19 protein-coding genes and 1 pseudogene are annotated in these 22279 nt (G+C 35.2%); 12 read left to right on the top strand and 8 right to left on the bottom strand.

Annotation, left to right across the window (positions count from 1 at the left end; translation table 11 throughout):
• Positions 1-57 precede the first annotated feature (57 nt).
• The 7 genes and pseudogenes from G5B32_RS04025 to G5B32_RS03995 form a co-directional block, all read right to left on the bottom strand.
• Positions 58-1317 (bottom strand): annotated as a pseudogene (locus G5B32_RS04025) (sulfatase-like hydrolase/transferase); the annotation flags it as partial.
• Between the two features lie 39 nt (positions 1318-1356).
• Positions 1357-2004, bottom strand: coding sequence for a hypothetical protein (locus G5B32_RS04020; RefSeq protein WP_165290271.1), 648 nt, complete (start codon positions 2002-2004; stop codon positions 1357-1359).
• 1 nt (position 2005) lies between these two features.
• Complete coding sequence (locus G5B32_RS04015; RefSeq protein WP_206366784.1) at positions 2006-3088, bottom strand: aminotransferase class V-fold PLP-dependent enzyme; 1083 nt, start codon at positions 3086-3088, stop codon at positions 2006-2008.
• The gene (gene aat / locus G5B32_RS04010; RefSeq protein ID WP_165290270.1) at positions 3054-3734 is read right to left on the bottom strand and encodes a leucyl/phenylalanyl-tRNA--protein transferase; all 681 of its coding nucleotides are present in this window, start codon (positions 3732-3734) and stop codon (positions 3054-3056) included. The genes G5B32_RS04015 and aat overlap by 35 nt, the downstream gene beginning before the upstream one ends.
• 21 nt (positions 3735-3755) lie before the next feature.
• Positions 3756-4127: a 30S ribosome-binding factor RbfA gene (gene rbfA, locus G5B32_RS04005; RefSeq protein ID WP_165290269.1), complete on the bottom strand. Its 372-nt coding sequence runs from the start codon at positions 4125-4127 to the stop codon at positions 3756-3758.
• Between the two features lie 315 nt (positions 4128-4442).
• Positions 4443-5501 carry an AI-2E family transporter gene (locus tag G5B32_RS04000; RefSeq protein ID WP_165290268.1) on the bottom strand — a complete coding sequence of 353 codons (1059 nt, stop codon included), beginning with the start codon at positions 5499-5501 and terminating at the stop codon, positions 4443-4445.
• Between the two features lies 1 nt (position 5502).
• Positions 5503-5901, bottom strand: coding sequence for a hypothetical protein (locus G5B32_RS03995; RefSeq protein WP_165290267.1), 399 nt, complete (start codon positions 5899-5901; stop codon positions 5503-5505).
• A gap of 315 nt (positions 5902-6216) precedes the next feature.
• Here G5B32_RS03995 and hemA point away from each other — a divergent pair, with 315 nt between their 5' ends.
• The 8 genes from hemA to G5B32_RS03955 all read left to right on the top strand — a co-directional run bounded on the left by hemA (position 6217) and on the right by G5B32_RS03955 (position 16249).
• Positions 6217-7458, top strand: a complete 1242-nt coding sequence (hemA, locus tag G5B32_RS03990; protein WP_165290266.1) for a glutamyl-tRNA reductase — start codon at positions 6217-6219, stop codon at positions 7456-7458.
• Positions 7459-7571: 113 nt separating this feature from the next.
• Positions 7572-9161: a hydroxymethylbilane synthase gene (gene hemC, locus G5B32_RS03985; RefSeq protein WP_165290265.1), complete on the top strand. Its 1590-nt coding sequence runs from the start codon at positions 7572-7574 to the stop codon at positions 9159-9161.
• 50 nt (positions 9162-9211) lie between these two features.
• Positions 9212-10183 carry a porphobilinogen synthase gene (hemB, locus tag G5B32_RS03980; RefSeq protein ID WP_165290264.1) on the top strand — a complete coding sequence of 324 codons (972 nt, stop codon included), beginning with the start codon at positions 9212-9214 and terminating at the stop codon, positions 10181-10183.
• A gap of 270 nt (positions 10184-10453) precedes the next feature.
• A complete protein-coding gene (gene hemL / locus G5B32_RS03975; protein ID WP_165290263.1) occupies positions 10454-11761 on the top strand; it encodes a glutamate-1-semialdehyde 2,1-aminomutase in 1308 nt (435 codons plus the stop codon).
• A gap of 58 nt (positions 11762-11819) precedes the next feature.
• Complete coding sequence (locus tag G5B32_RS03970) at positions 11820-12638, top strand: hypothetical protein (protein WP_206366783.1); 819 nt, start codon at positions 11820-11822, stop codon at positions 12636-12638.
• Between the two features lie 94 nt (positions 12639-12732).
• Positions 12733-13152: a hypothetical protein gene (locus G5B32_RS03965; protein WP_165290262.1), complete on the top strand. Its 420-nt coding sequence runs from the start codon at positions 12733-12735 to the stop codon at positions 13150-13152.
• Positions 13153-13539: 387 nt separating this feature from the next.
• Positions 13540-15726 (top strand): ATP-binding protein, encoded by a 2187-nt coding sequence (locus G5B32_RS03960; RefSeq protein WP_165290261.1) that lies wholly within the window; start codon positions 13540-13542, stop codon positions 15724-15726.
• On the top strand, positions 15719-16249 hold the full coding sequence (locus tag G5B32_RS03955; protein WP_165290260.1) for a biliverdin-producing heme oxygenase: 531 nt from the start codon (positions 15719-15721) through the stop codon (positions 16247-16249). Before G5B32_RS03960 ends, G5B32_RS03955 begins: the two co-directional genes overlap by 8 nt.
• A 359-nt stretch (positions 16250-16608) precedes the next feature.
• Here the strand turns inward: G5B32_RS03955 and recN are convergent, their stop codons facing one another.
• A complete protein-coding gene (gene recN, locus G5B32_RS03950) occupies positions 16609-18273 on the bottom strand; it encodes a DNA repair protein RecN (protein ID WP_165290259.1) in 1665 nt (554 codons plus the stop codon).
• Between the two features lie 119 nt (positions 18274-18392).
• Between recN and G5B32_RS03945 the strand changes: the two genes are divergently transcribed.
• The 4 genes from G5B32_RS03945 to G5B32_RS03930 all read left to right on the top strand — a co-directional run bounded on the left by G5B32_RS03945 (position 18393) and on the right by G5B32_RS03930 (position 22210).
• Positions 18393-19007, top strand: coding sequence for a sprT domain-containing protein (locus tag G5B32_RS03945; RefSeq protein ID WP_165290258.1), 615 nt, complete (start codon positions 18393-18395; stop codon positions 19005-19007).
• Positions 19008-19065: 58 nt separating this feature from the next.
• On the top strand, positions 19066-20718 hold the full coding sequence (locus tag G5B32_RS03940) for a M28 family metallopeptidase (RefSeq protein ID WP_240898988.1): 1653 nt from the start codon (positions 19066-19068) through the stop codon (positions 20716-20718).
• 48 nt (positions 20719-20766) lie between these two features.
• Entirely contained in the window at positions 20767-21183 is a 417-nt protein-coding gene (locus G5B32_RS03935) for a hypothetical protein (RefSeq protein WP_165290257.1), read from the top strand.
• Between the two features lie 178 nt (positions 21184-21361).
• Positions 21362-22210: a transketolase gene (locus G5B32_RS03930; RefSeq protein WP_165290256.1), complete on the top strand. Its 849-nt coding sequence runs from the start codon at positions 21362-21364 to the stop codon at positions 22208-22210.
• Positions 22211-22279 lie beyond the last annotated feature (69 nt).

Below are 22279 nucleotides of genomic sequence, written 5' to 3'. Positions count from 1 at the left end.
AGGAAGATAGCTTCTCAGCTATCTTCCACACACACTACTAAATCGCTCAAATTAATACTACTTAATTGTTGAGCTTTTATTGTTTAAAAATTCCCATTCTGTTATATGTGAATTCTGATGTTCTTTGAGTTGTATAGCATTAAACTTTTCAATTATTTCAGGATATAATTTTGCTAAATCCCTTGTTTCTCCTCTATCATCTTTTAAATTGAATAACATCCAGGGACTATTTTTATCCTTTCGGACATTTACACGTACTCCTTTCCAATCCCCCATCCGAATAGCGACTTGACCTCCCTTTTCTGGATATTCAAAGTATATATATTCCCGCTGCTTTTGATTTTGTAGTTGATTCAATAAAGTGGGCAAAATCGATATACCATCATTCTTTTGGGTTTCAATTCCTAATATGTCAGTAAATGTTTCCATCATATCAAACTGAACGGAAATAAAATCACTGGTAGATCCTGACTTAATCATTTTGGGCCATCTTACAATAAAAGGTACTCGAATTCCTCCTTCAAACACATCCATCTTCAAGCCTCGCAAATCAGCTGCACTATTGAAATATTTGGCTTGCACACCACCATTGAATGTTGCTCCATTATCACTGGAGAATAGAATAATTGTATTCTCGTCCAATCCAAGCTCTTTCACTTTTTGCATGAGGATGCCAACCTGTTCATCAAGAAAACTAATCATCCCTGCGTAAGTAGACAATGGATATTGAGATGTATTATAGCCTGACTGTCCATAATATGGCTTTTCTCCTGGAAATTTCCCAATATACTGTTGGATGTATTTATCTGGAACCTGCAACCCTACATGAGGAATGGTATATGGTAAATAGAGAAAAAAAGGATCAGCTTGATTTTCCTCTAGAAATTTTAACGCTTTATCGGTGAATTTCGTTCCTGCATATTCATTACCTTTGAATTTTTCGAAATCTGCAACTGTTACTGTTGTAGAATCTAACTTTCTATGTACAGCAAAAGATGTATTGTTTAACGTATGCCATTTTCCATTTTCCCAAAGATGGGTCGGGAAATAATTATGTGCCTGCTTTTGATCTAAATAACCATAAGCATAATCGAAGCCTTGCAGATTTGGATTACCAGAAGTAAAATGCATACCCAAGCCCCATTTACCAATTATTCCTGTTTTGTATCCTGCAGATTTCAACATTTTTGGAATAGAATAAATGCCTTCTGGCAAGGGCATTTGTCCGCCTTCAGTTTCATCGGTAAAACCGCCCATCTCATAATTACCACGAATGTACGAATGTCCTCCATGCTTGCCCGTAAGCAACATACATCGCGCAGGAGCACATAATTATTTTGAGACGGCCTCTTGTGTTTATCTTCCCTTTGGTCGATGTGAAATAAAATGAGATTTCAATTTATCCAAACCAATATCTTCTTCTATTTTGTCAATCTCATATAACCATACTTTATCATTCAGCATCTCTACACGCTCTTTGGAGTTAATCAAATCCAAAGGTTTCACACGAAACTCTTTGCTAATCGGCTGTGTTTGTGTTTGCGCTAAACGTGTATGACGAATAATCTGTAAATGAAAGTTGGGCCACTTACCTACTGCCGAAAAATTCGCGGTATAAATTTGTGCGAAATCATGTTTCGGGACAGAATTAGCAAAAATGCCAGTAGTTTTAGAACCAGAAATTTCAGACACCGAAACTAATAATTCATATGAAGTTTCATTAATAATATAAAACTTCGCCAATCCATCCTTTTGTTCGCCAGCAACCCCAATAAAGATTCCTTTATCCACAAAAGGTAAATTTGCTTGAGCTGGCAAATCATCTAATTCATCTTCGATGGTGCGCATATTTCCATGCACCAATGTCACTTTCGTACGCAATACAGGAATTTCAAAACCAGTATCATCGGTTACACCGATTATATCATTCGCTTGCATAGATGTGATATGCCCTTCTATGGGTTCATCTATAAAACGTACTAAATCTCCTATTTTCAAATTCATCTTATTTCTCTATTTTATCAATCACTGCTATCAACTTATCTACATCCTCTTTCGTATTGTACAAATGTAATCCTATTCGAATTCCAGTTCCGCGAGGAAAACATTTAATTCCTTCTGCCATCAACAAATCATAATATTTCGGATTGATCTGCACATTAAATAACGAAGATTTGACCTTTCTGCTTTTTATTTCGGGCAAAAGTAAACTTCTTTCTTCTAATTTTTCGTAAGCGTAAGTACTAAGCTCGTGCAAATATTTTTGAATATTTTCCAACCCCAGATTTTTCAACAAACGAACTGATTGTCCTAAGGTACCATGACTCAAAGTATCTTGATGTCCAGGCTCAAAAAATGTATCCAAAATACTTTTCGAAGACCACATCCCCTCCTTAGGCCGCTCGCCTTGTTGGGATTCAGCATAGATTTTCGATTTCAAATTCTCCGAAATCATCATATAACCATTGCCAAACCCAGCCATCAACCATTTATATCCCGAACCTCCTACAGCATCAAACCCAGAATTCAAAAAATCAAAAGGTTCTGTTCCGAGATATTGAGTAGCATCTGCAATAACTAGCAAATTAGGATTTTCTTTCTTCAATTTTTGGACGAAACTCAAATCAATTTTCACCCCATTTATATATTGCACAATACTCAACAGCAATACATCTACTGCTTTCTCACGAATTGTATGTTCTATATTTTCTTCGAGATTTTCGTCCACCTTTACTTTTACATAATCCAATCCTCTGCTGATAATGGGATAATTCAATGATGGATAATCTTCATCCAAAATAGCATATCGCAAGCCCTCTGGTAAGCCATTCACCAAAGTATGCAATCCAAAGGAAAAGTTAGGTAATGCAAATAAATTAGCTAATGGACAATTGAAAAGAGTTGCAAATTCAGCTTTCGCTTCCGCAATAAATGCACCTTGCTGATCACGTAAATTACCTCGTACATCAAAGAAATCCTTTTCCCTATTTGCTCGCCAGCTATAATGAGTACGCGGCATTAATCCATTTCCTGGTGTATTAAGATAAGTAATATCAGTCGGAATATCGAAGTAGATTTTGTAATCCATGGGTATTATATTGTTGGTTTTGAAGCAAATTATAAAATATTTTGGAATCAATTAGCTTAGCCCCCATAGATTCTAAATGATCCGAATGAATTTGACAATCGACAAGATCCAAATCAAAATTCTTGCACAAATAAATCAGTGCCGCCTTAGATGCATTAGAAACTTTTGAAAACATACTTTCCCCACAAAATACTTTCCCAATTAATACGCCATATAATCCCCCCACCAATTTTCCATCTTGCCAAACTTCTATGCTATGTGCAAAACCTTTTTGATGTAGATTAATATAAGCTTTTTGCATCTCATCGACGATCCATGTCCCATCTTGGTCTTTTCTATCCGCAGAAGCACAATTATGAATAACATGTTCAAAAGCGATATCAAAAGTAATTTCAAAACTGCCTTTGTCCATTATCTTAGACATAGATTTACTTACTTTAATCTCTTGAGGATATAATACAAATCTTTCGTGTGGAGCATACCACAATATGAGCGTTTCTTCTGAATACCATGGAAAAATTCCATTTGCATAAGCATTCCGCAAACGGTCTAAGCTTAAATCACCGCCTACAGCAAGTAAGCCATCTTCTTCGGCCAAAGAGGGATCAGGAAATATTATTTGTTGCTCGTCTAGTCGAAATATCATAAGCCAAAAAAGCCAGATTGATTAATCTGGCTGTCTAGTTTCTTTACTTATCTCTTCGAATATCTTATCCATATGCTCTACATATTCGTTAGTATCATCTAAGAAGAATTCCAATTGCGGAACTATTCTCGCTTGATTCTTAATACGAGCGCCTAATTTATATCGAATTTCATTCGTTTTCGTTTTGATGGATGCTATATCATCCTTTGCAGTTTTTGTATTCAAAAAGCTTAAAAATACACGCGCTATAGCTAAATCTGGAGTCACACGAACTTTTGTTACCGTGATAAAAGCTCCTGGTGCCCAAGCTCCACCTTCACGCTGAAATAGCTCTGCTAAATCTTGCTGAATAACACCTGCAAATCGTTGTTGTCTCTTACTCTCCGTTCCCATATGAATGTCCTCATGGTTTATTTTGACAAATGTCAATACAAATATACGGATTTGTAGCTTTTAATTGCACGACAAAAAAAAAGACTTGTCGCGGGTTTGGACAAGTCTATAATTAGTCTAAAATAGTTTTATAATTGGATAGAAAATTTCTTGGTGAAGTTTTAAGACATTGCGGTCTATCATGAATTGTGTTTTTTTGGTTATTCACTCGTGAGTAAATACTCACAAAGTTTCATTCTTTCATCTCCCTTTGTGGTTACAAACATAATGAGTTAAAACGGATTACAAAAGAAAAATTTAAAAAAAAGTAAGTGCTTACTTATTTGTTTCTGATTCTAGTAAATCGATTGCATTACCTTTTCCGAATTCATTGGAATAAACTTTTATTAAAACACCTACAGAGGATAGGATTAATGGACCAAAAATCAATCCAAGCATACCAAACATATTTAACCCTAATAATACACCGAAAACAGTAATTAAAGGCGGAACATTACCTAAAGTCTTAAGTATCGTAAAACGTAGAATATTATCAATCCCTCCAACCAATAAAAAACAATACAACGTAAGTCCAATACCACTTCCAACTGTCCCCGTAGCAAATACAGTTATACATACTGGAATATAAATAGTCATAGTTCCCAACACTGGAATTATAGAAGAGACTCCTGTTAAAGTTCCCAATAGGATATAATTCTCCACACCAAAAATCCAATACCCAAACATCGCTACCAAGCCTTGGCACAACCCCAAAATTGGAATACCTATCGCATTCGATCGAACCATTAGATCTACTTCTGCCCAAATTTCATTCTTACTCGTATCAGAAAACGGTATAGCTCGTCTTATATAATTTTCCATTTGGCGGCCGTGAACTTGCATAAAATACAGGACAAATAGCGCTACCAAAATATTAACCCCTACTTCCATTACCGAATTAAGAATACTTGGAATATATTTTGTCAATCGTTGCAAAAAATTCATTAAGGACTGATCCGACATATCGATATCTTTCAAGATAGGCTTATCCTCCATAAATACTTTTACTTGATTAAATTTCGCTATGATATCAGCTGGATTGCTTAATATATTACTGACCTGTGGAACTAGGTAATCCACTATAGCCCAAATCGGTAGAACAATAAATACAATAGAAATTAGGATATAGAGAATGCTCGCTAAAGATTTATTCCAACGACGTTTTTCAGTCAATTTGAAATAGGAATTTCGAAACAAAATATACAAAGTAACAGCACCTAAAAAGCCAGGTAAATAATACAGCAAGTTCTTAAATATCAAAATACATATAAGAAGAATAATCAAAATCAGCATAATCTGATTTATAGGTGTATTATTTATCTGTTTGTGTCTCATACTATTTTACTTCTTTTACTTTGCCAACACTCAAAACCATAATCACAGCACTTAGAATCAATACTGCCCATCCCCATTTGATATGCAAGGTCTTAGCCAAAAGACCATCTACTAATTTCATTCCGAAATAATTGTTGATCTTAAAATAAACAGCTACTAGTCCCAAAATAGTCCAAATAAAGAAGGCTATAGAAACAAAACGAAAAGCAGCAATTTTTCGCGACACGAAAAATAAAACAGCTAAGCCTAGAATACCTAAGGTAATTAAAAATAGACTTGTATCTGTCTCATACAGATTCCAATTTCCTTTGATTGGAACTTTCAAAAATGGACAAAAAATAGTCGATAAAGCTGCAGCAGCAACACCTAGTAGTGCGATTGGTTTTCTTAATATATACATAATAGTAAAGGTAAATTTCAAAATTTACTTGCCCAAATAATTAATCCTTATATTTGAACATTGTTTTCCGCTGGAAAATTATGCACCAATCTCAACCCCAAATTATGATTGTAATTACAAAATAGATTTTGATTATATGATATAGATCATTATTCAAAAAAATATATTTGTAAATATTTAATTATCAACAGTTTAAAAATTCAAAACTCATTATTTAGAGTCTTTCTAAATTAAACGGTTTGACAGATTTTTGACAGAATAACCAAGGTTTTAGCATACATTTGCATCAGTTATTTGAGCTAGAAAGTTAAAGCGTTGAAGAATTTAAAAGTAATAGCATTCACCCACAAACACGTTGACCTTAAAGATTTGGGGAATTTGGTTATCTGTAACGAAGAGTTGGATGCCAGATTGATCAATCTTAAAAATGCATTAGATATTCCTGAAATATTCTACATCGCGACGTGTAACCGTGTGGAGTTTGTATTTTATGGTGCGCACGAATTGACAGACGAATTTATCGCTGACTTCATGCAAAAAATGAATTTTTGTGTACCTGCCGAAAGACTTCAATGTTATTTAGGTCAAGTAACTCGCTATGCAGGAATGGACGCGCTTAATCATTTGTTCCGTATGTCTTGCTCTCTGGAGAGTCTAGTTGTCGGAGAAAAAGAAATTTTAGCGCAAGTGCGTCGTGCTTACGAAAAATGTCGTGAAGCTGGATTTACTGGCGACTTCCTTCGTCTGATGATGGATAGACTAGTTAAGACAGCAAAAGAAGTTTACACATACACTAACATTTCTCGCAATCCTATCTCTGTAGTTTCTTTAGCTTACCGCAAACTAAAAGAAATCAAATTAGCAGAAAACCCTAGAATTTTAGTTATCGGTTCGGGCGAAACGAATCAAAACTTTGCTAAATACCTAGAAAAGCATAAACACTCAAATTTCGTAATTTTCAATCGTACCCTTGAAAATGCTAAAAAATTAGCCGAAGAATTAAACTGTGAAGCTTATCCTTTGACTGAGTTAGCAAATTACAAACAAGGTTTCGACGTGATGATTACATGTACTGGTGCTGCTGGTTCTATCATTGATAATGAATTATACCAAAGCTTGTTGAATGGCGAGACAGATAAAAAAGTGATCGTAGACTTAGCAATCCCGAATGATATCGACGCTGAAGTATTAGCAAACAATCCTATTCACTACATTGAAGTAAGTGGTTTGCAAGCTATCGCAGAGAAAAACATCCAAGAAAGATACAACGAATTAGAAAGTGCTGAAACCATCATTGATGCAAATATCAAAGAGTTTCTTCCCATCATCAAACAACGTCGTGTAGAAGTAGCTATGCGTCAGGTTCCGGATAAGATTAAAGAAATTCGTGAGATAGCAATGAATGAAGTTTTTGCGCAAGACCTTAACAATCTTGACCCACAAGCCCGTGAGGTATTAGAGAAAGTTATCAACTATATGGAAAAAAAATACATTAAAGTTCCTATGGTGATGGCTAAAGAAATTCTTGTAAAAAACACGGAATTCGAAAAGAATTAATCTCCTTCTTCTTTCCTAGACAAAAGATACTTTATTCTGACACTAAAACAGTCGGAAAGTGGTTCAATTTGGCTAAATTTGCATCGTTAATTACATAACGTAAATTAGTCTCAGTGAACAGAAAATTAATTATCGGAACTAGAGGTAGCCAACTTGCACTTTGGCAAGCCAACTTCGTAAAAGATAGATTAGCAAAAATCGGCGTAGAAGCTGATTTAAAAATTATCAAAACTCAAGGCGACATTATCCAGCACCTGCGTTTGGATAAATTGGAAGGCAAAGGTTTCTTTACCAAAGAATTGGAAGAAGAATTATTGTCTGCAAAGATTGACCTTGCTGTTCATTCCCACAAAGACTTACCGACGGTAAACCCTCCAGGACTTATCATTGCTGCAGTTTCAGAACGCGAAGATCCTTCGGAAGTAATCATCATTCACAAAGATTGTGTAGATGTAACTAAACCATTCTCTTTGAAGCACAATGCTAGCGTAGGTACATCTTCAAACAGACGTAAAGCGCAATTGCTTTCTGTACGTCCTGATTTAGAATTTTCTGATCTCCGCGGTAATTTGCAAACACGTATTCAAAAATTACGTGATGAGCAATACGACGCCATCGTATTAGCAAAAGCTGGTGTTACGCGTATTGAGATGGATTTATCAGATTTTCATCTTCAAGAAATAGCTCCTGTAGAAATCATTCCTGCTCCTGCCCAAGGTGTATTGGCGATTCAGATCCGTGAAACAGACACAGAATTATTTGATGTGTTACAACAAATAAACTGTGAATCTGTTGCAAAAACTATCGCTGTAGAACGTAAAGTTTTAAATATGTTTGATGCAGGCTGTCATGCACCACTAGGTTCTTATTGCCGAGAGCGCAATGGAAAATACGAAGCTTGGACTTCTATTGCAGAAGATAACGAAGATTTTCCAGATAGATTTTATATCCAATCGGATACGACTGAGAGCATGGCAGAAAAAATATTTGAAAAATATAAGAAAGACCGTAAACTCCCTTCTTCGGTTTTCATCTCAAGAGATTTGGATGATAATTCATACTTAGGAAAATGGTTAGCAAAACATAACATCGCTATAGATGGCCGCTCTTTGATTAAAATCTACCCTACTATCAATAAATTGGATTCTTTTATCCTAAAAAGAGCAGATTGGATTTTCTTCAATAGCAAAAATGCGATTGAACATTTCTTCAAATTGGAACCTTTGATTTTGAAGAAAACTAAAATCGGGGTTTTAGGTAGAGGTTCAGAATCAACTTTACGTAAATTTGGTCGCGTAGCAGATTTTTCGGGTGATGATTTAGGTATCAGCACAGAAGAAATCGCGAAAGAATTTGCAAAAGTGGTGGATGGACAAACTGTATTTATACCACGTGCTAAGGACTCTTTAATGAGCATCCAAAAAGCATTGACTCCAGAAACACAAGTTATCGACATGCCTATTTATGAAACGGTATTGGAAGAAAATGTGGATAAATCAAATGCTGAAGTTTTGATCTTTACTAGCCCAAGCAACGTACAGGCTTATTTTGCTGAAAATCTTGCTGAACCTGATCAACAAATTATCTGTATCGGAACTTCAACAGCTAAAGCGATCGAAGAAATGGGACTAAAATATACTCTTCCATTCTCTCCTGACGAAATGGGCTTAGCAGAAGCTATTTTTGGATTAGATTATAAATAAAAAACATTAAGCCATTTCTTACGAAGTGGCTTTTATATAAAACAAATACCATGTTACAACGTCCTAGAAGAAACAGAAAATCAGCAGTCATTCGTGACATGATTCAAGAGACGCACTTGTCGCCTTCTAACTTAATATTCCCATTATTTATCATCGATGGTGAAAACCAAAAAGAGGAAGTAAAATCAATGCCGGGCATCTTTCGCTATTCTATTGACAACTTGCTACGCGAAGTAGAAAGCTGTATGAATTTAGGATTGAAAGCATTCGATTTGTTCCCTGCTGTGGAAGAATCGTTGAAAGATAAATTCGCGACAGAAAGTTACCGTGAAGAAACTTTGTATTTACGCGCTATCGATGCCGTAAAGAAAAATTTCCCAGAAGCCTGTGTTATTACAGACGTAGCAATGGACCCATACAGTTCGGATGGTCACGATGGAATCGTTGAAAATGGTGAAATCCTAAATGATGAAACCTTAGTCGTATTGGGTAAAATGGCATTAGCACATGCGCAAAATGGTGCTGATATCATTGCTCCTTCGGATATGATGGACGGTCGTATTGGCTATTTACGTCAAGTTTTGGACGAAAACGGCTTTACGAATGTATCCTTGATGTCTTATACGGCTAAATATGCTTCTGCATACTACGGACCTTTCCGTGATGCCTTAGGTTCTGCACCTAAAAAAGGAGATAAAAAGACCTATCAAATGAATCCTGCAAATAGCAGAGAGGCTTTAATTGAAGCGCAATTGGATATGGAAGAAGGTGCAGACTTCTTAATGGTAAAACCAGGTCTTCCTTATTTGGATGTAATCAAATTATTGCACGATAACTTTGATTTGCCAATCGCCGCGTACAATGTTTCGGGAGAATACGCTATGTTAAAAGCTGCTATCGCCAATGGTTGGTTATCAGAAGCAGCTATTATGGAAACATTACTAAGTTTCAAACGTGCAGGTGCTACTTCTATCCTAACCTACCACGCGAAAGAAGTCTTGGAAAAAGGTTGGTTGAAATAAAATATTACGCTTTGTCGTCATATCGACTTTAGGAGATATCTCATCAGATTCCTCATTGCATTCTAAATGACGATTTATAACACAGGCTCAAGAAATTGTTGAGCCTGTGTTTATTTAACTGCTTAATGTCATTTCGACGAAAGGAGAAATCCAAACTAATAGATTACTCACTCCGTTTGCAAAGACAAAATGCTTTATTAAAATCCTGACCTGAGAATGAATATAATTTACGTTTAAATCTCTAACTTCGCAAGACTATTGAATTAGCACATGAAAGCACAAGATATATCTAGAGAAAAGTCAGCTGAACTTTTCGAAAAAGCAAAAAAATATTTTCCAGGAGGTGTAAATTCTCCTGTTCGCGCATTCAAATCGGTTTATGGTACACCATTATTTATCGAAAGAGGTGATAAAGCACATCTTTGGGATGCGGATGGAAATGAGTTTATAGATTTTTGTTGTTCTTGGGGGCCACTTATTTTAGGTCACAACAATCCTGAAATCCGTGAAGCTGTGCAAGCGCAATTGGGCAAGGGATTGAGTTTCGGTGCGCCTACTGCTTTGGAAAACGAATTAGCAGAATTGATTATTTCAAACAATAAATATGTGGAGAAAATCCGTTTTGTAAGTTCAGGTACAGAAGCGGTGATGTCGGCTATTCGTTTGGCTAGAGGTTATACTAAGCGTGATAAAATCGTCAAATTCGAAGGTTGTTACCACGGCCACTCGGATTCTTTATTAGTAAAAGCTGGTTCAGGATTAGTAACATTTGGTGAGACTTCTTCAGCTGGTGTCCCTAAAGCTTTTGCAGATGAAACTATCGTCATTGGTTTAAATGACAAGGCGGCTTTAGAACAAGTTTTTGTTGATTTCAAAGATCAAATTGCGGCAGTCATCATCGAGGGAGTTCCTGCAAATAACGGTTTATTAATTCAAGATAAAGAATACATTCAATTCTTACGTGATATTACCACAGCTAATGGTTCATTGTTGATTTTTGATGAAGTAATCACTGGTTTCCGTTTAGGATTCGAAGGTGCTGCTAAATATTATGATATTCAACCTGATATCTTGACGTATGGAAAAATCATCGGCGGTGGTATGCCGGTAGGTGCATATGGTGCTTCATCTGAAATTATGGGGCATATTTCTCCTGATGGTGGGGTTTATCAAGCAGGTACTCTTTCAGGAAATCCAGTGGCTATGGCTGCGGGTATTGCGGCTTTAAGTATTCTAGCGCAACCAGGATTCTACGAAAAACAAGAGCAAACCACTTTAGCTTTCGTTGAAGAAATTCGTGCTTTCATCACAGAAAAAAATCTAGAAGTAAAGATTTTTACGATTGGCTCTATATTCTGGTTTGCATTCACTTCATTAGAAAAAATTCAATCTGCAGATCAAATCGATCCAGCTTCGATGGAAAAATATAAAATCATGCACCGTGAATTGTTGAATAGAGGCATTTACTTCGGACCTTCAGGTTATGAAGTAGGTTTTATTTCGTCCGCACATACTGATGAAGACTTACAAACAGCTATTGCTGCTATTAAAGAAGCACTTTTAGTTGCTTTCTCATAAAACTTTTTAGTGTAGTGGTTTGTTGTAATGAGTATTGATTACAATAAACCACTTCATTATGAAAAATATCGTACGTAAAAATTTATTTTTAACCGCAGCCTGCGGCTTATTTATTACTTTTTCTTGTAATTCATCCAACAATTCTAATACAACTTCTTCTCAAGACTCTCTAACATCGGTAGATTCTACTGAATCCATAGAAGTTACTCCTTTACCACATGCTAAAGAATTTCCAGGTGCAACGCTTACAATTTCTTCTCTAGCTTCCGAGAAGTTGGGTAATGATTCAGCCAAAGTAACTATTAAATACAGTGTCCAAAATTTCAATTTAACGGATCAAACCGATCACGATCACCATATGGCCAATTCTGCGGATGGCCAACATATACATTTCATTTTAGACAATAAGCCCTATGTAGCTTTATATAAGCCCGAACATATATTTAATGTTTCGATAAATTCAGAACATTATCTATTATCATTTTTGTCTCGCTCATTTCACGAATCTATCAAAACTTCAGATGCCTCAAAATTAGTGAAATTCAAAGTAAACGCAGATGGCAAAGTAGAAGAACAAGGCGTACCTTCTGAACCATCTTTATTTTATAGCAGACCAAAAGGTGAATATAAAGGTGACGATACAAAAACGGTATTGTTAGACTTCTTCTTGGTAAATACCGACCTTGCTCCAGATGCGAACAAGGTAAAAGCTACGATAAATGGTGTCGAATTTATGTTAGATAGATGGGTACCTTACCAAATCACTAATCTACCAAAAGGCGATGCTATCATAAAATTAAGTTTAGTAGATAAGGATGGGAATGCACTAACTGGTGACAATGTAACAGTAGAAAGAACAAGTAGCATATTGGAATAAATCCCGTTATAATAAAATTACAAATGCATTAAACTTTTATTGAATATCATTGTCACAATATATAACTAAGTATTAATATATAACTACTATACACATGAAACGAGTATTACTTGCCTTAGCAATTGCTAGCGCCTCATTAGTGACATTGAGCTCTTGCACAAAAGAGTATATTACCAATTATTTGCCAGGTGTGACTTATACTACTACTGTAAAGCCAAATGATTGGGTACGGGATGGAAATACAAATATTTATTATACAGATTTAGAGTTTCCTGAACTTGATAATGCGTATTATAACTATGGTACTGTGCAGGTTCATCTGGAATTTACAGATAGCAAAGGATATTACAATGCAATTCCTGCTACGATTAAAGGTATTCACTATTCTTATGAATATAAAGTCGGTACAGTTTCTTTGTATGCAGAAGATAGATTAGGTTCAAACCTGAACGCCCTTGATAAAGATATTAAAGTAAAAGTAACACTTACAGACGCCGACAACGGCGGAAACTAAAAAATAAAAAGGGATGTTTGGGACTGCCCCCAAAAAGTTAGACAAATTTATGCAATGTTCTTGATATAATGAGCTCTGTATTCTACAGGGCTCATTCCGTTTAAATTGGGAGTGTAAAATAATAACAACATACGATTAGAATACCTGTTAGCCTCGTTGCTTACAGGTATTCATCTTTTATATCTACCAGTAGCTATCCAATAGAGAATAAAAGAAAATTAAAATACTATTATTATAATTTGTTCTTGTCTATTGATTTCTTTCATTACTCCTAATAAACTATACGTTCATTAAATATATTTTCGTCCAACCCACTATTTTGTCTATGCCTATAGACTATATCCTCCAGAAAAGCTATATTTATAAAACATCTACTACTATTACCGAATGATTAAAGAGCTTAAAACGCTAAACTGTGAGGAAGAGCCAATTCATTTGTGCGGGAAAATTCAAAATTTTGGTTACCTCATTGTTTTTAATTTATCGGGCAAATGTGTGGCCGTTAGTGAGAATTGCTCGGAATGGCTTCCTTTTGATTTATCCAGTGCGTTGCATCTGGAATTGAATGATTTTCTTAAAAACATTCCATCGGATTCTCCTCTTGATTTGAATATCAAGGATTTTCAAATATTAAAACAGCAACCATTATCGACAAAGACCAAATTAAATGGTAGAAATTACCAGCTGACGCTTTACGTTCACAATGAGAAATTGTTTCTGGAGTTCGAAATGAATGAAAACATGATCATTGAACTAAATCAGTTGAATGAATTTCAGCAAAATTTCGAACGTAGCGAAAATGTATGGCAAACCTTGTGCGAAAATATCTTTAAGATTATTGATTTTGATCGCATTATGGTATATCAATTTTTGGAAGACAGCAGTGGTATTGTTATTGCCGAAAACAAAAAACTGAAAGAAGAATCTATTCTAGGCTACAGATATCCAGAGTTTGATATTCCTAAACAAGCAAGACAGTTGTATCTTAAAAATCTTTCGCGTCAAACCCCCGATATTCATGAAAAGACTATAGATATTTATGGTTTATCACCAGAACAAATAGATCTTTCTAAATCTCAAATTCGGGCTTTATCTCCTATACACTTACAATATTTAGATAATTTTGGTGTGCGAGCTAGTGCAAGTTTTTCCATTGTCATTGACAATAAACTTTGGGGATTAGTAGCTTGCCAGAATATTGAACCAAAATATATCCCTTTTGACAAAAGAAGTCTTTGTCTTTTTGTTACTCAATATGCTGCAAATAAATATTTGGTAAAACAACAGCGTATTAAAATTCAGCAAGATCATACTATCAAAGAAATCGAATTGGAACTCAAAGAAAAATTATTCTTTAGCCAATCTTTTGAAAAAACTTTGAGTGAATTTGCGAATCGTTTTATGCAAACTATCTCTGCAACTGGTCTAATCATTAAATCTCCAGATTATACTTTACGATTTGGAGACACACCTAACGAATATTTGCTTCAAGACATACACACTGAAATAAACAAAATAGTGGGTAATGAGAATATCTTTACCAGTCATTCGTTTTCCTTATCGGCAAATAAAAATGTAGATAACAAAAACTGGACAGGCATCGCTCGCTTATGCTTTGATGAAGATAATGAATTTGCTATTTATTGGTTCAGAAAGGAAATTATAGCCGAAGAAAAATGGGCAGGGGTCCCTGAAAAACATCAAATTTTTTCGGAAGAAAAACAAGCTTATATTTACTCTCCTCGTACTTCTTTCCAATTGTGGAAAAAAGAGGTAAGTGGTCAGTCAGAAAAATGGTCAGTATTTGATAATGACTTTTTAGTAAGGATTCAAAAACTTATTCAAGAGTCTATGCTAAGAAAATTGAATGAAGTTCGACGACTAAATCAGAAGTTGATTGAGGCTAATAATGCCTTGGATACATATACACATCAGTTGGCGCACGATCTTAAAAATCCGCTGTCGACAATCAAAACTTCTGCACAATTCATGCAAACCCGACAGGATATCTCTCAAGAATTTGTAGCTAGATTTTCTAAAAATATTGCAGATGCCGCTAGTCTGATTAATGATATTATTGATAAGACCATTGAATCTACAAAAAGCTCTTTCAATATTCTGAAATATGAACTGGTGGCAACTGAAACATTTATTAATCAGCTTATTCAGCAGGCTATTCAGAGGTACAAAGTCCAGAATTTTGAAATCATCCTTGGAGATTTGCATCCAGTTTTTGGTGAAAAAACTTTACTGTATCAGCTGTTTATGAATCTAATTAACAATGCGGTTAAGTTTAGTAGTAAAAACAGCATGACAGTTTTGGAAATATATAGTATAATAGAAGATAATAAGACTGTTTATTTCATAAAAGACAACGGCATAGGCATAGAAGAGACAGAAAAAGAAAAGGTATTTAGTATTTTCAAACGCTTATCCAATGCTACTCAATTCGAAGGAAGTGGAGTGGGTATGTCGATTGTAAAAAGAATTGTCGATCGATTAAATGCCGAAATCAGCTTTGAAAGTATAATTGGATCCGGAACCGTATTTAAAATAAAATTCCCGAATGAATAATAAATTATTAAAAACAGAAACGCAGGATTTACACGATAGAATTGAGCAGGTGATGAATGCACACTTGTTATTTAGTAATCAATTCACTATCGCTCATTATAAAAATTTTATATTAAAATCATATTGCTATATCACGGGCATTATTTCTAAAGTAAGTTTGGAATGGCCTGAATTAAGCGATATTTTGTCTCAAAAGCAAGATTCATTATTGGTTGATCTTAAGCATATGAATATTGATTATACTCAATATTCACCCGTTGTAGTGAATGCTTCTGATAAACATTATAAGCTCGGATTAATTTACATTGTTTTAGGAGCGATGCTAGGTAATAAAATGATTTTGAAGAAACTACAGGAATATCCTTCATTTGATGGATTTCCTTTTGCATACCTCTCCCAACATCAAGATCAATTATCTATTATTTGGAAAAATTTTCAAGTTTTAAATAATCAATTGAGTCCTGCGCAATTACAGCAAGTGATTCAGGGAGCAAGAGATGGCTATTTGCTGTTTGGAGAATGATTAACTAGACGCCTACGTATAAATACGCATGCAACAGTTTAAAATTCCATCTTAAAAAAATTAGTACCTAACTTCTTTGTTTAATTATCACATTGTGCCAATAATTTATTTTTGGCATACCAATTGAATAATACTTGATATAGGATTAAATATTAATATAAATATCAAGATTATGAAAACTATTGAACAAAAAGCAGCAGAATTGGGTTTAGAAAAAGGATATTATTTACTTTTATTAGCTATCATAGGACAAAATGAAGAATAAGTCTATGAAAGTATATATAAAACCAATCAAAACATAAAAGCCTGCAAAACTTATTCGCAGGCTTTCTTATTTTTTCTAGCTTTTAAAAAATTTTCTAGTTATTAACTAATAGATTTTTAGCATGTGCCAATGCTGCTTCTCCTGGATTCGCTCCACTTAACATCTGCGCTATCTCCATTACTCGCTCATCTTCATTCATCAATACAATATTCGATCTCGTCTTATTTTCTTTATCTTCTTTATACACTTTGAAGTGTGAAGTTCCTTTGGAAGCAATCTGAGGTAAGTGCGTTATCGCCAACACTTGCATATTTTTCGCTAAACCTTGCATCACCTCTCCCACTCTTAAAGCAACTTCCCCAGAAATACCCGTATCGATTTCATCGAAAATAATTGTAGGTAAAGCCGATTTACTAGCAACTAAAGACTTAATAGCCAACATCACACGAGATAACTCACCACCTGATGCTACTTTATGAATAGGTTGTAAAGCTTGCCCTTTATTTGCGGAGAATAAAAACTGAACAGTATCCAATCCTTTAGAAGAGACTTTCTCCAACGGTTGAAGAGTTAAGGAAATATCCAATCGCGCATTAACCATTCCAACATGCGCCAAAGTATTTTGAACAGCGTGTTCCACCTCAGATTTTACCTTAGATCTATTCTTGTGGATATTTTTACCCACTTGCAATACTTTAGTTTCTTGCTTTTGCTTCTCAGCTTCTAATTTCGCTAAGATTTCATCATGATTCAATGCGACCTGAAGCTTCTCTTCTAATTGATTTTTAAGTTCAATTAATTCCGATTCAGAATCTACATGATGCTTTTTCAGTAAACTATAGATATCACTCAAGCGTGTATTAACTTCATCTAAACGCTGTTCGTCCAAATGCACTGCACTTTCTTGATTCGCAATTTCAGATGATACATCCTTAATTTCTATGTATGCACTGTTAAGACGATTGGCCAGTTCTTCAGCATCTGAAAAATAGCGAGAAGCTTGCTGAATTTGCTGAATACTTTCTTTTAATAAAGCTAAAGCAGTGTGTTCGCCGTCCGAAAGCAAATAATTTGAAGCCAATAAAGCTCTCTTTATTTCTTCAGCATTTTCCAATTGGCTTTGCTCTTCTTCTAACTCCTTCACTTCACCTTCACGCACATTTACTTTTTCCAATTCATCAAACAAAAACTGGTTATAATCCAATTCAGCATTCGCTGTACGAGATTCTTCTTTTAAGGATTTAAGTTTTTTATCGATTTGCCTTAGTTGCTGTAGTTCCTTACGAAACTCTTCAAGTAAAGATTCGTTTCCTGCAATAGCATCCAACACAAACAATTGAAATTCTTCGGTATTGATTTGCAAGGTTGCATGTTGCGAGTGAATGTCGATTAATCGTTCACCCAAAGTTTTTAATATCGAAAGATTGACAGGTGAATCATTCACAAAAGCTCTAGACTTGCCATCGACTGATATTTCACGGCGGATAATTGTTTCATCATCATATTCCAAATCATTTTCTTCAAAAAATCCTTTCAGATCATACGATGAAATAGAAAAATAACCTTCTATCACACATTTTTTATCTTCATTAAAAAACTGTTTGCCATCCGCTCTATTACCCAAAACCAAACCCAATGCACCCATCAGAATAGATTTACCCGCACCAGTTTCACCCGTGATAATATTCAATCCCTTATCAAAAGCGATATCCAAATTGTCAATTAAAGCGTAGTTTTTTATTAATAATCGTGATAGCATAAAGTATATGTTGATGTTATTTCTACCGAAAAACTAATTTCAAATATAGGGATAAGATTTAGGTTTGAAAACCATAAAAAATTCACTTTCTGCTATTAAAATAATATGTTTGTAACGATATGCCCGATTTCAGCAAACAATTGAGTAAGTATATTCCTGCAGAGGCTGCTCCAATTATTTCGCAATGGATTAATGATACCGCTTGCCGATTTAAAGTCACCAAGAGCCGTGCCTCTAAATTGGGTGATTACCGTGCGCCTTTTCGAGGAAGTCCACACCAAATTACGGTGAATCACGACTTAAATCCGTATGCTTTTTTAATGACTACAGTTCACGAGTTTGCCCATCTTAAAACATATCAGGATTTCAAAAATCTGGTAAAACCGCACGGCGAAGAATGGAAAAACAACTTTAAAAGCTTAATCCAGCCATTTTTGAAATTAAACATCTTCCCTTCCGATATCGTGATTGCTATTAACAATTACATGAATAATCCTGCCGCATCCTCCTGCACGGATTTGAATTTATATCGTGTTTTGAAAAAATACGACACCAAAATCTCGGAAGTAACACATGTAGAAGAATTGCCAGAACAGGCAGTTTTTCAACTAAAAAACGGAAGAACTTTTCAAAAAATGGAAAAACTTCGCAAAAGATATAAGTGTTTGGAGATTTCAACGCAAAAAATCTATTTATTTCATCCTGTAGCAGAAGTTATTCCTGTCAAAGATTAGATACAACATACTTTCTTACACTTTTAATTGTAATTTTATCCGTACAATAATTATTTAGATGATGAATAAATCTTTTGTAGCTGCCTTGCTTATCTGTACAGCTTTGACTTCGTGCAAACAAACTTCCTCGATGTACGATGCGAGCAAATTGGATAGCACCGCACTCGATGCAATTACAGAATCTGCTTATCGTACTTACGTGGAGAAGTTATCTTCTGATGAGTTTTTGGGTAGAAAACCTTTTACTAAAGGCGACACCTTAACGGTAAATTACATTCAAGAGCAGTTTAAGACGCTTGGGCTAGAACCCGGAAATCGAGATTCGTACTTCCAAGAAGTCCCTATGGTAGAAATAGCTTCCAAACCTTCAACTCCTCAACTTACTTTCGAAGGAAAAAACGGCACATTAGCTAAAAAAAATCTAGACGATTTCGTGATTGTTTCACGTAAATCATCTCCCAAAGTTGCTATTCAAAAAACAGATTTAGTATTTGCAGGGTTTGGTATAGTTGCTCCAGAATACAATTGGAATGATTACGAAGGCTTGGATGTCAAAGGGAAAACTGTTGTAGTCATGGTTTCTGATCCAGGGCGTTATGACAAAAATCTTTTCAAAGCCGATACGATGACGTATTATGGTCGTTGGGATTACAAATACGAAGAAGCTGCAAGACAGGGAGCAACTGGTGTGTTGATTATTCATGAAACTGGCGCCGCTAGTTATGGTTGGGATGTGGTTCGTTCAGGTTGGTCTGGCCCTCAACTTTTGTTGGCCGATGATAATATCAAAACAACAGATTTTGAAGGGTGGATTACTACAGAAACGGCTAACGCTTTATTTAAGTTCGCAGGAATTGATCCTATAATAATGGAAGATGCCAAGAAACCAAATTTTAAAGCTGTTCCATTAAATATTTCTACCAAAGTAGAATTAAACAATACTATTCGTAATTCGAAGTCCAGCAATGTCATTGCTAAAATTAAAGGAACGAAACGTCCGGATGAAACTATTATTTACACTGCACATTGGGATCATTTAGGTGTTGGCGAACCAGTAAATGGAGATTCGATTTACAATGGTGCGATTGATAATGCAGCAGGTGTTTCCGCATTATTCGAAATTGCTAATGCTTTCAAAGCAGCCAAACATCAACCAGAAAGAAGCATTGTTTTCATCGCCTTGACAGGTGAAGAAGATGGCTTATTAGGCTCTGGTTATTACACGAACAATCCTATTTATCCATTGAACAAAACCGTTGCTAACTTAAATATGGATGCATTCAGCGCAGCCGGTGCGACTAAAGATGTTTCGATTGTAGGCTATGGACAAACAGAAATTGAAGATTATGTAGCTAAATCTGCAGCTAAATTTGGTAGAACCGTAGCTGGCGAAAAAAATCCAGGTTCTGGTGGCTTTTACCGTTCGGATCATTTCAACTTTGTCAAAAAAGGTGTTCCTGGATTGTTTATGGGCTCTGGTTCGAAATTAATTTCTACAGACTCATTGGCTAATGACACACGTAGAAAAGGATTAGGAAAATACCACTCTCCACAAGATGAAGTGAATGAACATTGGGATTTTAATGGTATAATAGCAGATGTTCGTTTATTTTTCGATATTGGATATATGATGAGCTACGAGACAACATTCCCACAATTCAAGGCAAAATCCGAATTTAGGGAATTAGGTGAAAAACGACTTTCAAAATAGTACTTTTGTAAAAACTGAAATTTAAAAACAAAACATATGTTAACAGGTATGAAACATTTACATTCAACTTTAGCGGTAATCTTATTACTAGCTTTGGTTATTTCTATTGTAATTACTGCAGTAAATTATTTTAAAGCAAATCCATATAACCGCAAAATTGCTTTAATCGGATTTATATCTGCGCACTTACAATTATTGATTGGTTTGATTATTTATTTTATTTCTCCACTAGGATTCAAAAGCTTTTCTGGTGAAAACATGGGAAATAGCTTATCGAGATTATATTTCTTAGAGCACCCACTTACAATGATTATTGCTATTGTATTAATTACTATAGGTTATTCAAAAGCTAAAAAGGCAACAGAAGATTACGCAGCAAACAGAACTGTATTTATCACATACACGATTGCATTGATCTTGATTCTATCCAGAATTCCTTGGTCAACTTGGTCATTGATTAACTAAAGAACATAAAGGGCTCATTCATAATGAGCCTTTTATGTTTTAAAGCCCTCATTGATAAATCCTTTCTAACTCAGAGAAGTAACATTTTTTATCAATATTCTCCCCTTCGCCCTTCCTAAAACATTTAATTTCATTAACTTTACGCACATAAATTTGTATTTTGTATAAAACAATCAAAATGAGTGTAGATATCAACAAACTTGAACAAACTGCAACACAAGTAAGACGTGACATCGTACGTATGGTACATGGATGTCAATCCGGACACCCAGGTGGATCATTGGGCTGTACAGACTATTTCGTAGCTTTATATTTCTATGCTATGAAACACGATCCAGCTTTTAACATGAACGGCGTTGGTGAAGATTTATTCTTTTTATCTAATGGTCACATTTCACCCGTATTTTATAGCACATTAGCTCGTGCTGGATATTTCCCAGTAAGTGAGTTGGCTACCTTTCGTAAATTAGATTCACGTTTACAAGGTCACCCTACTACTCATGAAGGATTACCAGGTATTCGCATCGCTTCAGGTTCTTTGGGTCAAGGTCTTTCAGCAGCTATTGGTGCGGCACAAGCTAAAAAATTAAACAAAGACAACAGCTTAGTGTATGTATTAATGGGTGATGGTGAATTGCAAGAAGGTCAAGTTTGGGAAGCTGCAATGTATGCGCCACACAATAAAGTGGATAACTTAATCGCGGCAGTTGACTACAACGGAGCTCAAATTGATGGTTCTACAGATCAAGTATTATCTTTAGGCAACTTAAGAGCTAAATGGGAAGCTTTTGGTTGGGATGTATTAGAAGTAGAAAAGGGTAATGATATGGCTTCAGTAGTAGCTGGTATTGATGAAGCTAAATCTCGCTCAGGAAAAAGAAAACCTGTAATTATCTTATTGCACACGGCAATGGGTTCAGGTGTTGATTTCATGATGGGTACGCACAAATGGCACGGTGTAGCTCCTAACGACGAGCAACTAGAAAGTGCATTGAATCAATTATCATCAACTCTAGGCGATTATTAATATAGATAATAGAAGATAGATAGTAGACATTAGATAATAGAATTATTCGAGATAAGCTATCTCACATCT

The sequence above is a fragment of the Sphingobacterium sp. SGL-16 genome (genome assembly GCF_011043515.1).
Classification (GTDB): domain Bacteria; phylum Bacteroidota; class Bacteroidia; order Sphingobacteriales; family Sphingobacteriaceae; genus Sphingobacterium; species Sphingobacterium litopenaei.
This window is presented reverse-complemented; position numbering and strand designations above follow the sequence as displayed.

Coding starts and splice junctions, on each gene's coding strand:
- G5B32_RS03995 (WP_165290267.1), bottom strand. CDS start 5,901: ATGTATATATTAAGAAAACCAATCGCACTACTAGGTGTTGCTGCTGCA.
- G5B32_RS03955 (WP_165290260.1), top strand. CDS start 15,719: ATGAATAATAAATTATTAAAAACAGAAACGCAGGATTTACACGATAGA.
- aat (WP_165290270.1), bottom strand. CDS start 3,734: ATGATATTTCGACTAGACGAGCAACAAATAATATTTCCTGATCCCTCT.
- G5B32_RS04015 (WP_206366784.1), bottom strand. CDS start 3,088: ATGGATTACAAAATCTACTTCGATATTCCGACTGATATTACTTATCTT.
- G5B32_RS04020 (WP_165290271.1), bottom strand. CDS start 2,004: ATGAATTTGAAAATAGGAGATTTAGTACGTTTTATAGATGAACCCATA.
- G5B32_RS03965 (WP_165290262.1), top strand. CDS start 12,733: ATGAAACGAGTATTACTTGCCTTAGCAATTGCTAGCGCCTCATTAGTG.
- G5B32_RS03930 (WP_165290256.1), top strand. CDS start 21,362: ATGAGTGTAGATATCAACAAACTTGAACAAACTGCAACACAAGTAAGA.
- G5B32_RS03960 (WP_165290261.1), top strand. CDS start 13,540: ATGATTAAAGAGCTTAAAACGCTAAACTGTGAGGAAGAGCCAATTCAT.
- hemB (WP_165290264.1), top strand. CDS start 9,212: ATGTTACAACGTCCTAGAAGAAACAGAAAATCAGCAGTCATTCGTGAC.
- hemL (WP_165290263.1), top strand. CDS start 10,454: ATGAAAGCACAAGATATATCTAGAGAAAAGTCAGCTGAACTTTTCGAA.
- G5B32_RS03945 (WP_165290258.1), top strand. CDS start 18,393: ATGCCCGATTTCAGCAAACAATTGAGTAAGTATATTCCTGCAGAGGCT.
- rbfA (WP_165290269.1), bottom strand. CDS start 4,127: ATGGGAACGGAGAGTAAGAGACAACAACGATTTGCAGGTGTTATTCAG.
- G5B32_RS03935 (WP_165290257.1), top strand. CDS start 20,767: ATGAAACATTTACATTCAACTTTAGCGGTAATCTTATTACTAGCTTTG.
- G5B32_RS04000 (WP_165290268.1), bottom strand. CDS start 5,501: ATGAGACACAAACAGATAAATAATACACCTATAAATCAGATTATGCTG.
- recN (WP_165290259.1), bottom strand. CDS start 18,273: ATGCTATCACGATTATTAATAAAAAACTACGCTTTAATTGACAATTTG.
- G5B32_RS03970 (WP_206366783.1), top strand. CDS start 11,820: ATGAAAAATATCGTACGTAAAAATTTATTTTTAACCGCAGCCTGCGGC.
- G5B32_RS03940 (WP_240898988.1), top strand. CDS start 19,066: ATGATGAATAAATCTTTTGTAGCTGCCTTGCTTATCTGTACAGCTTTG.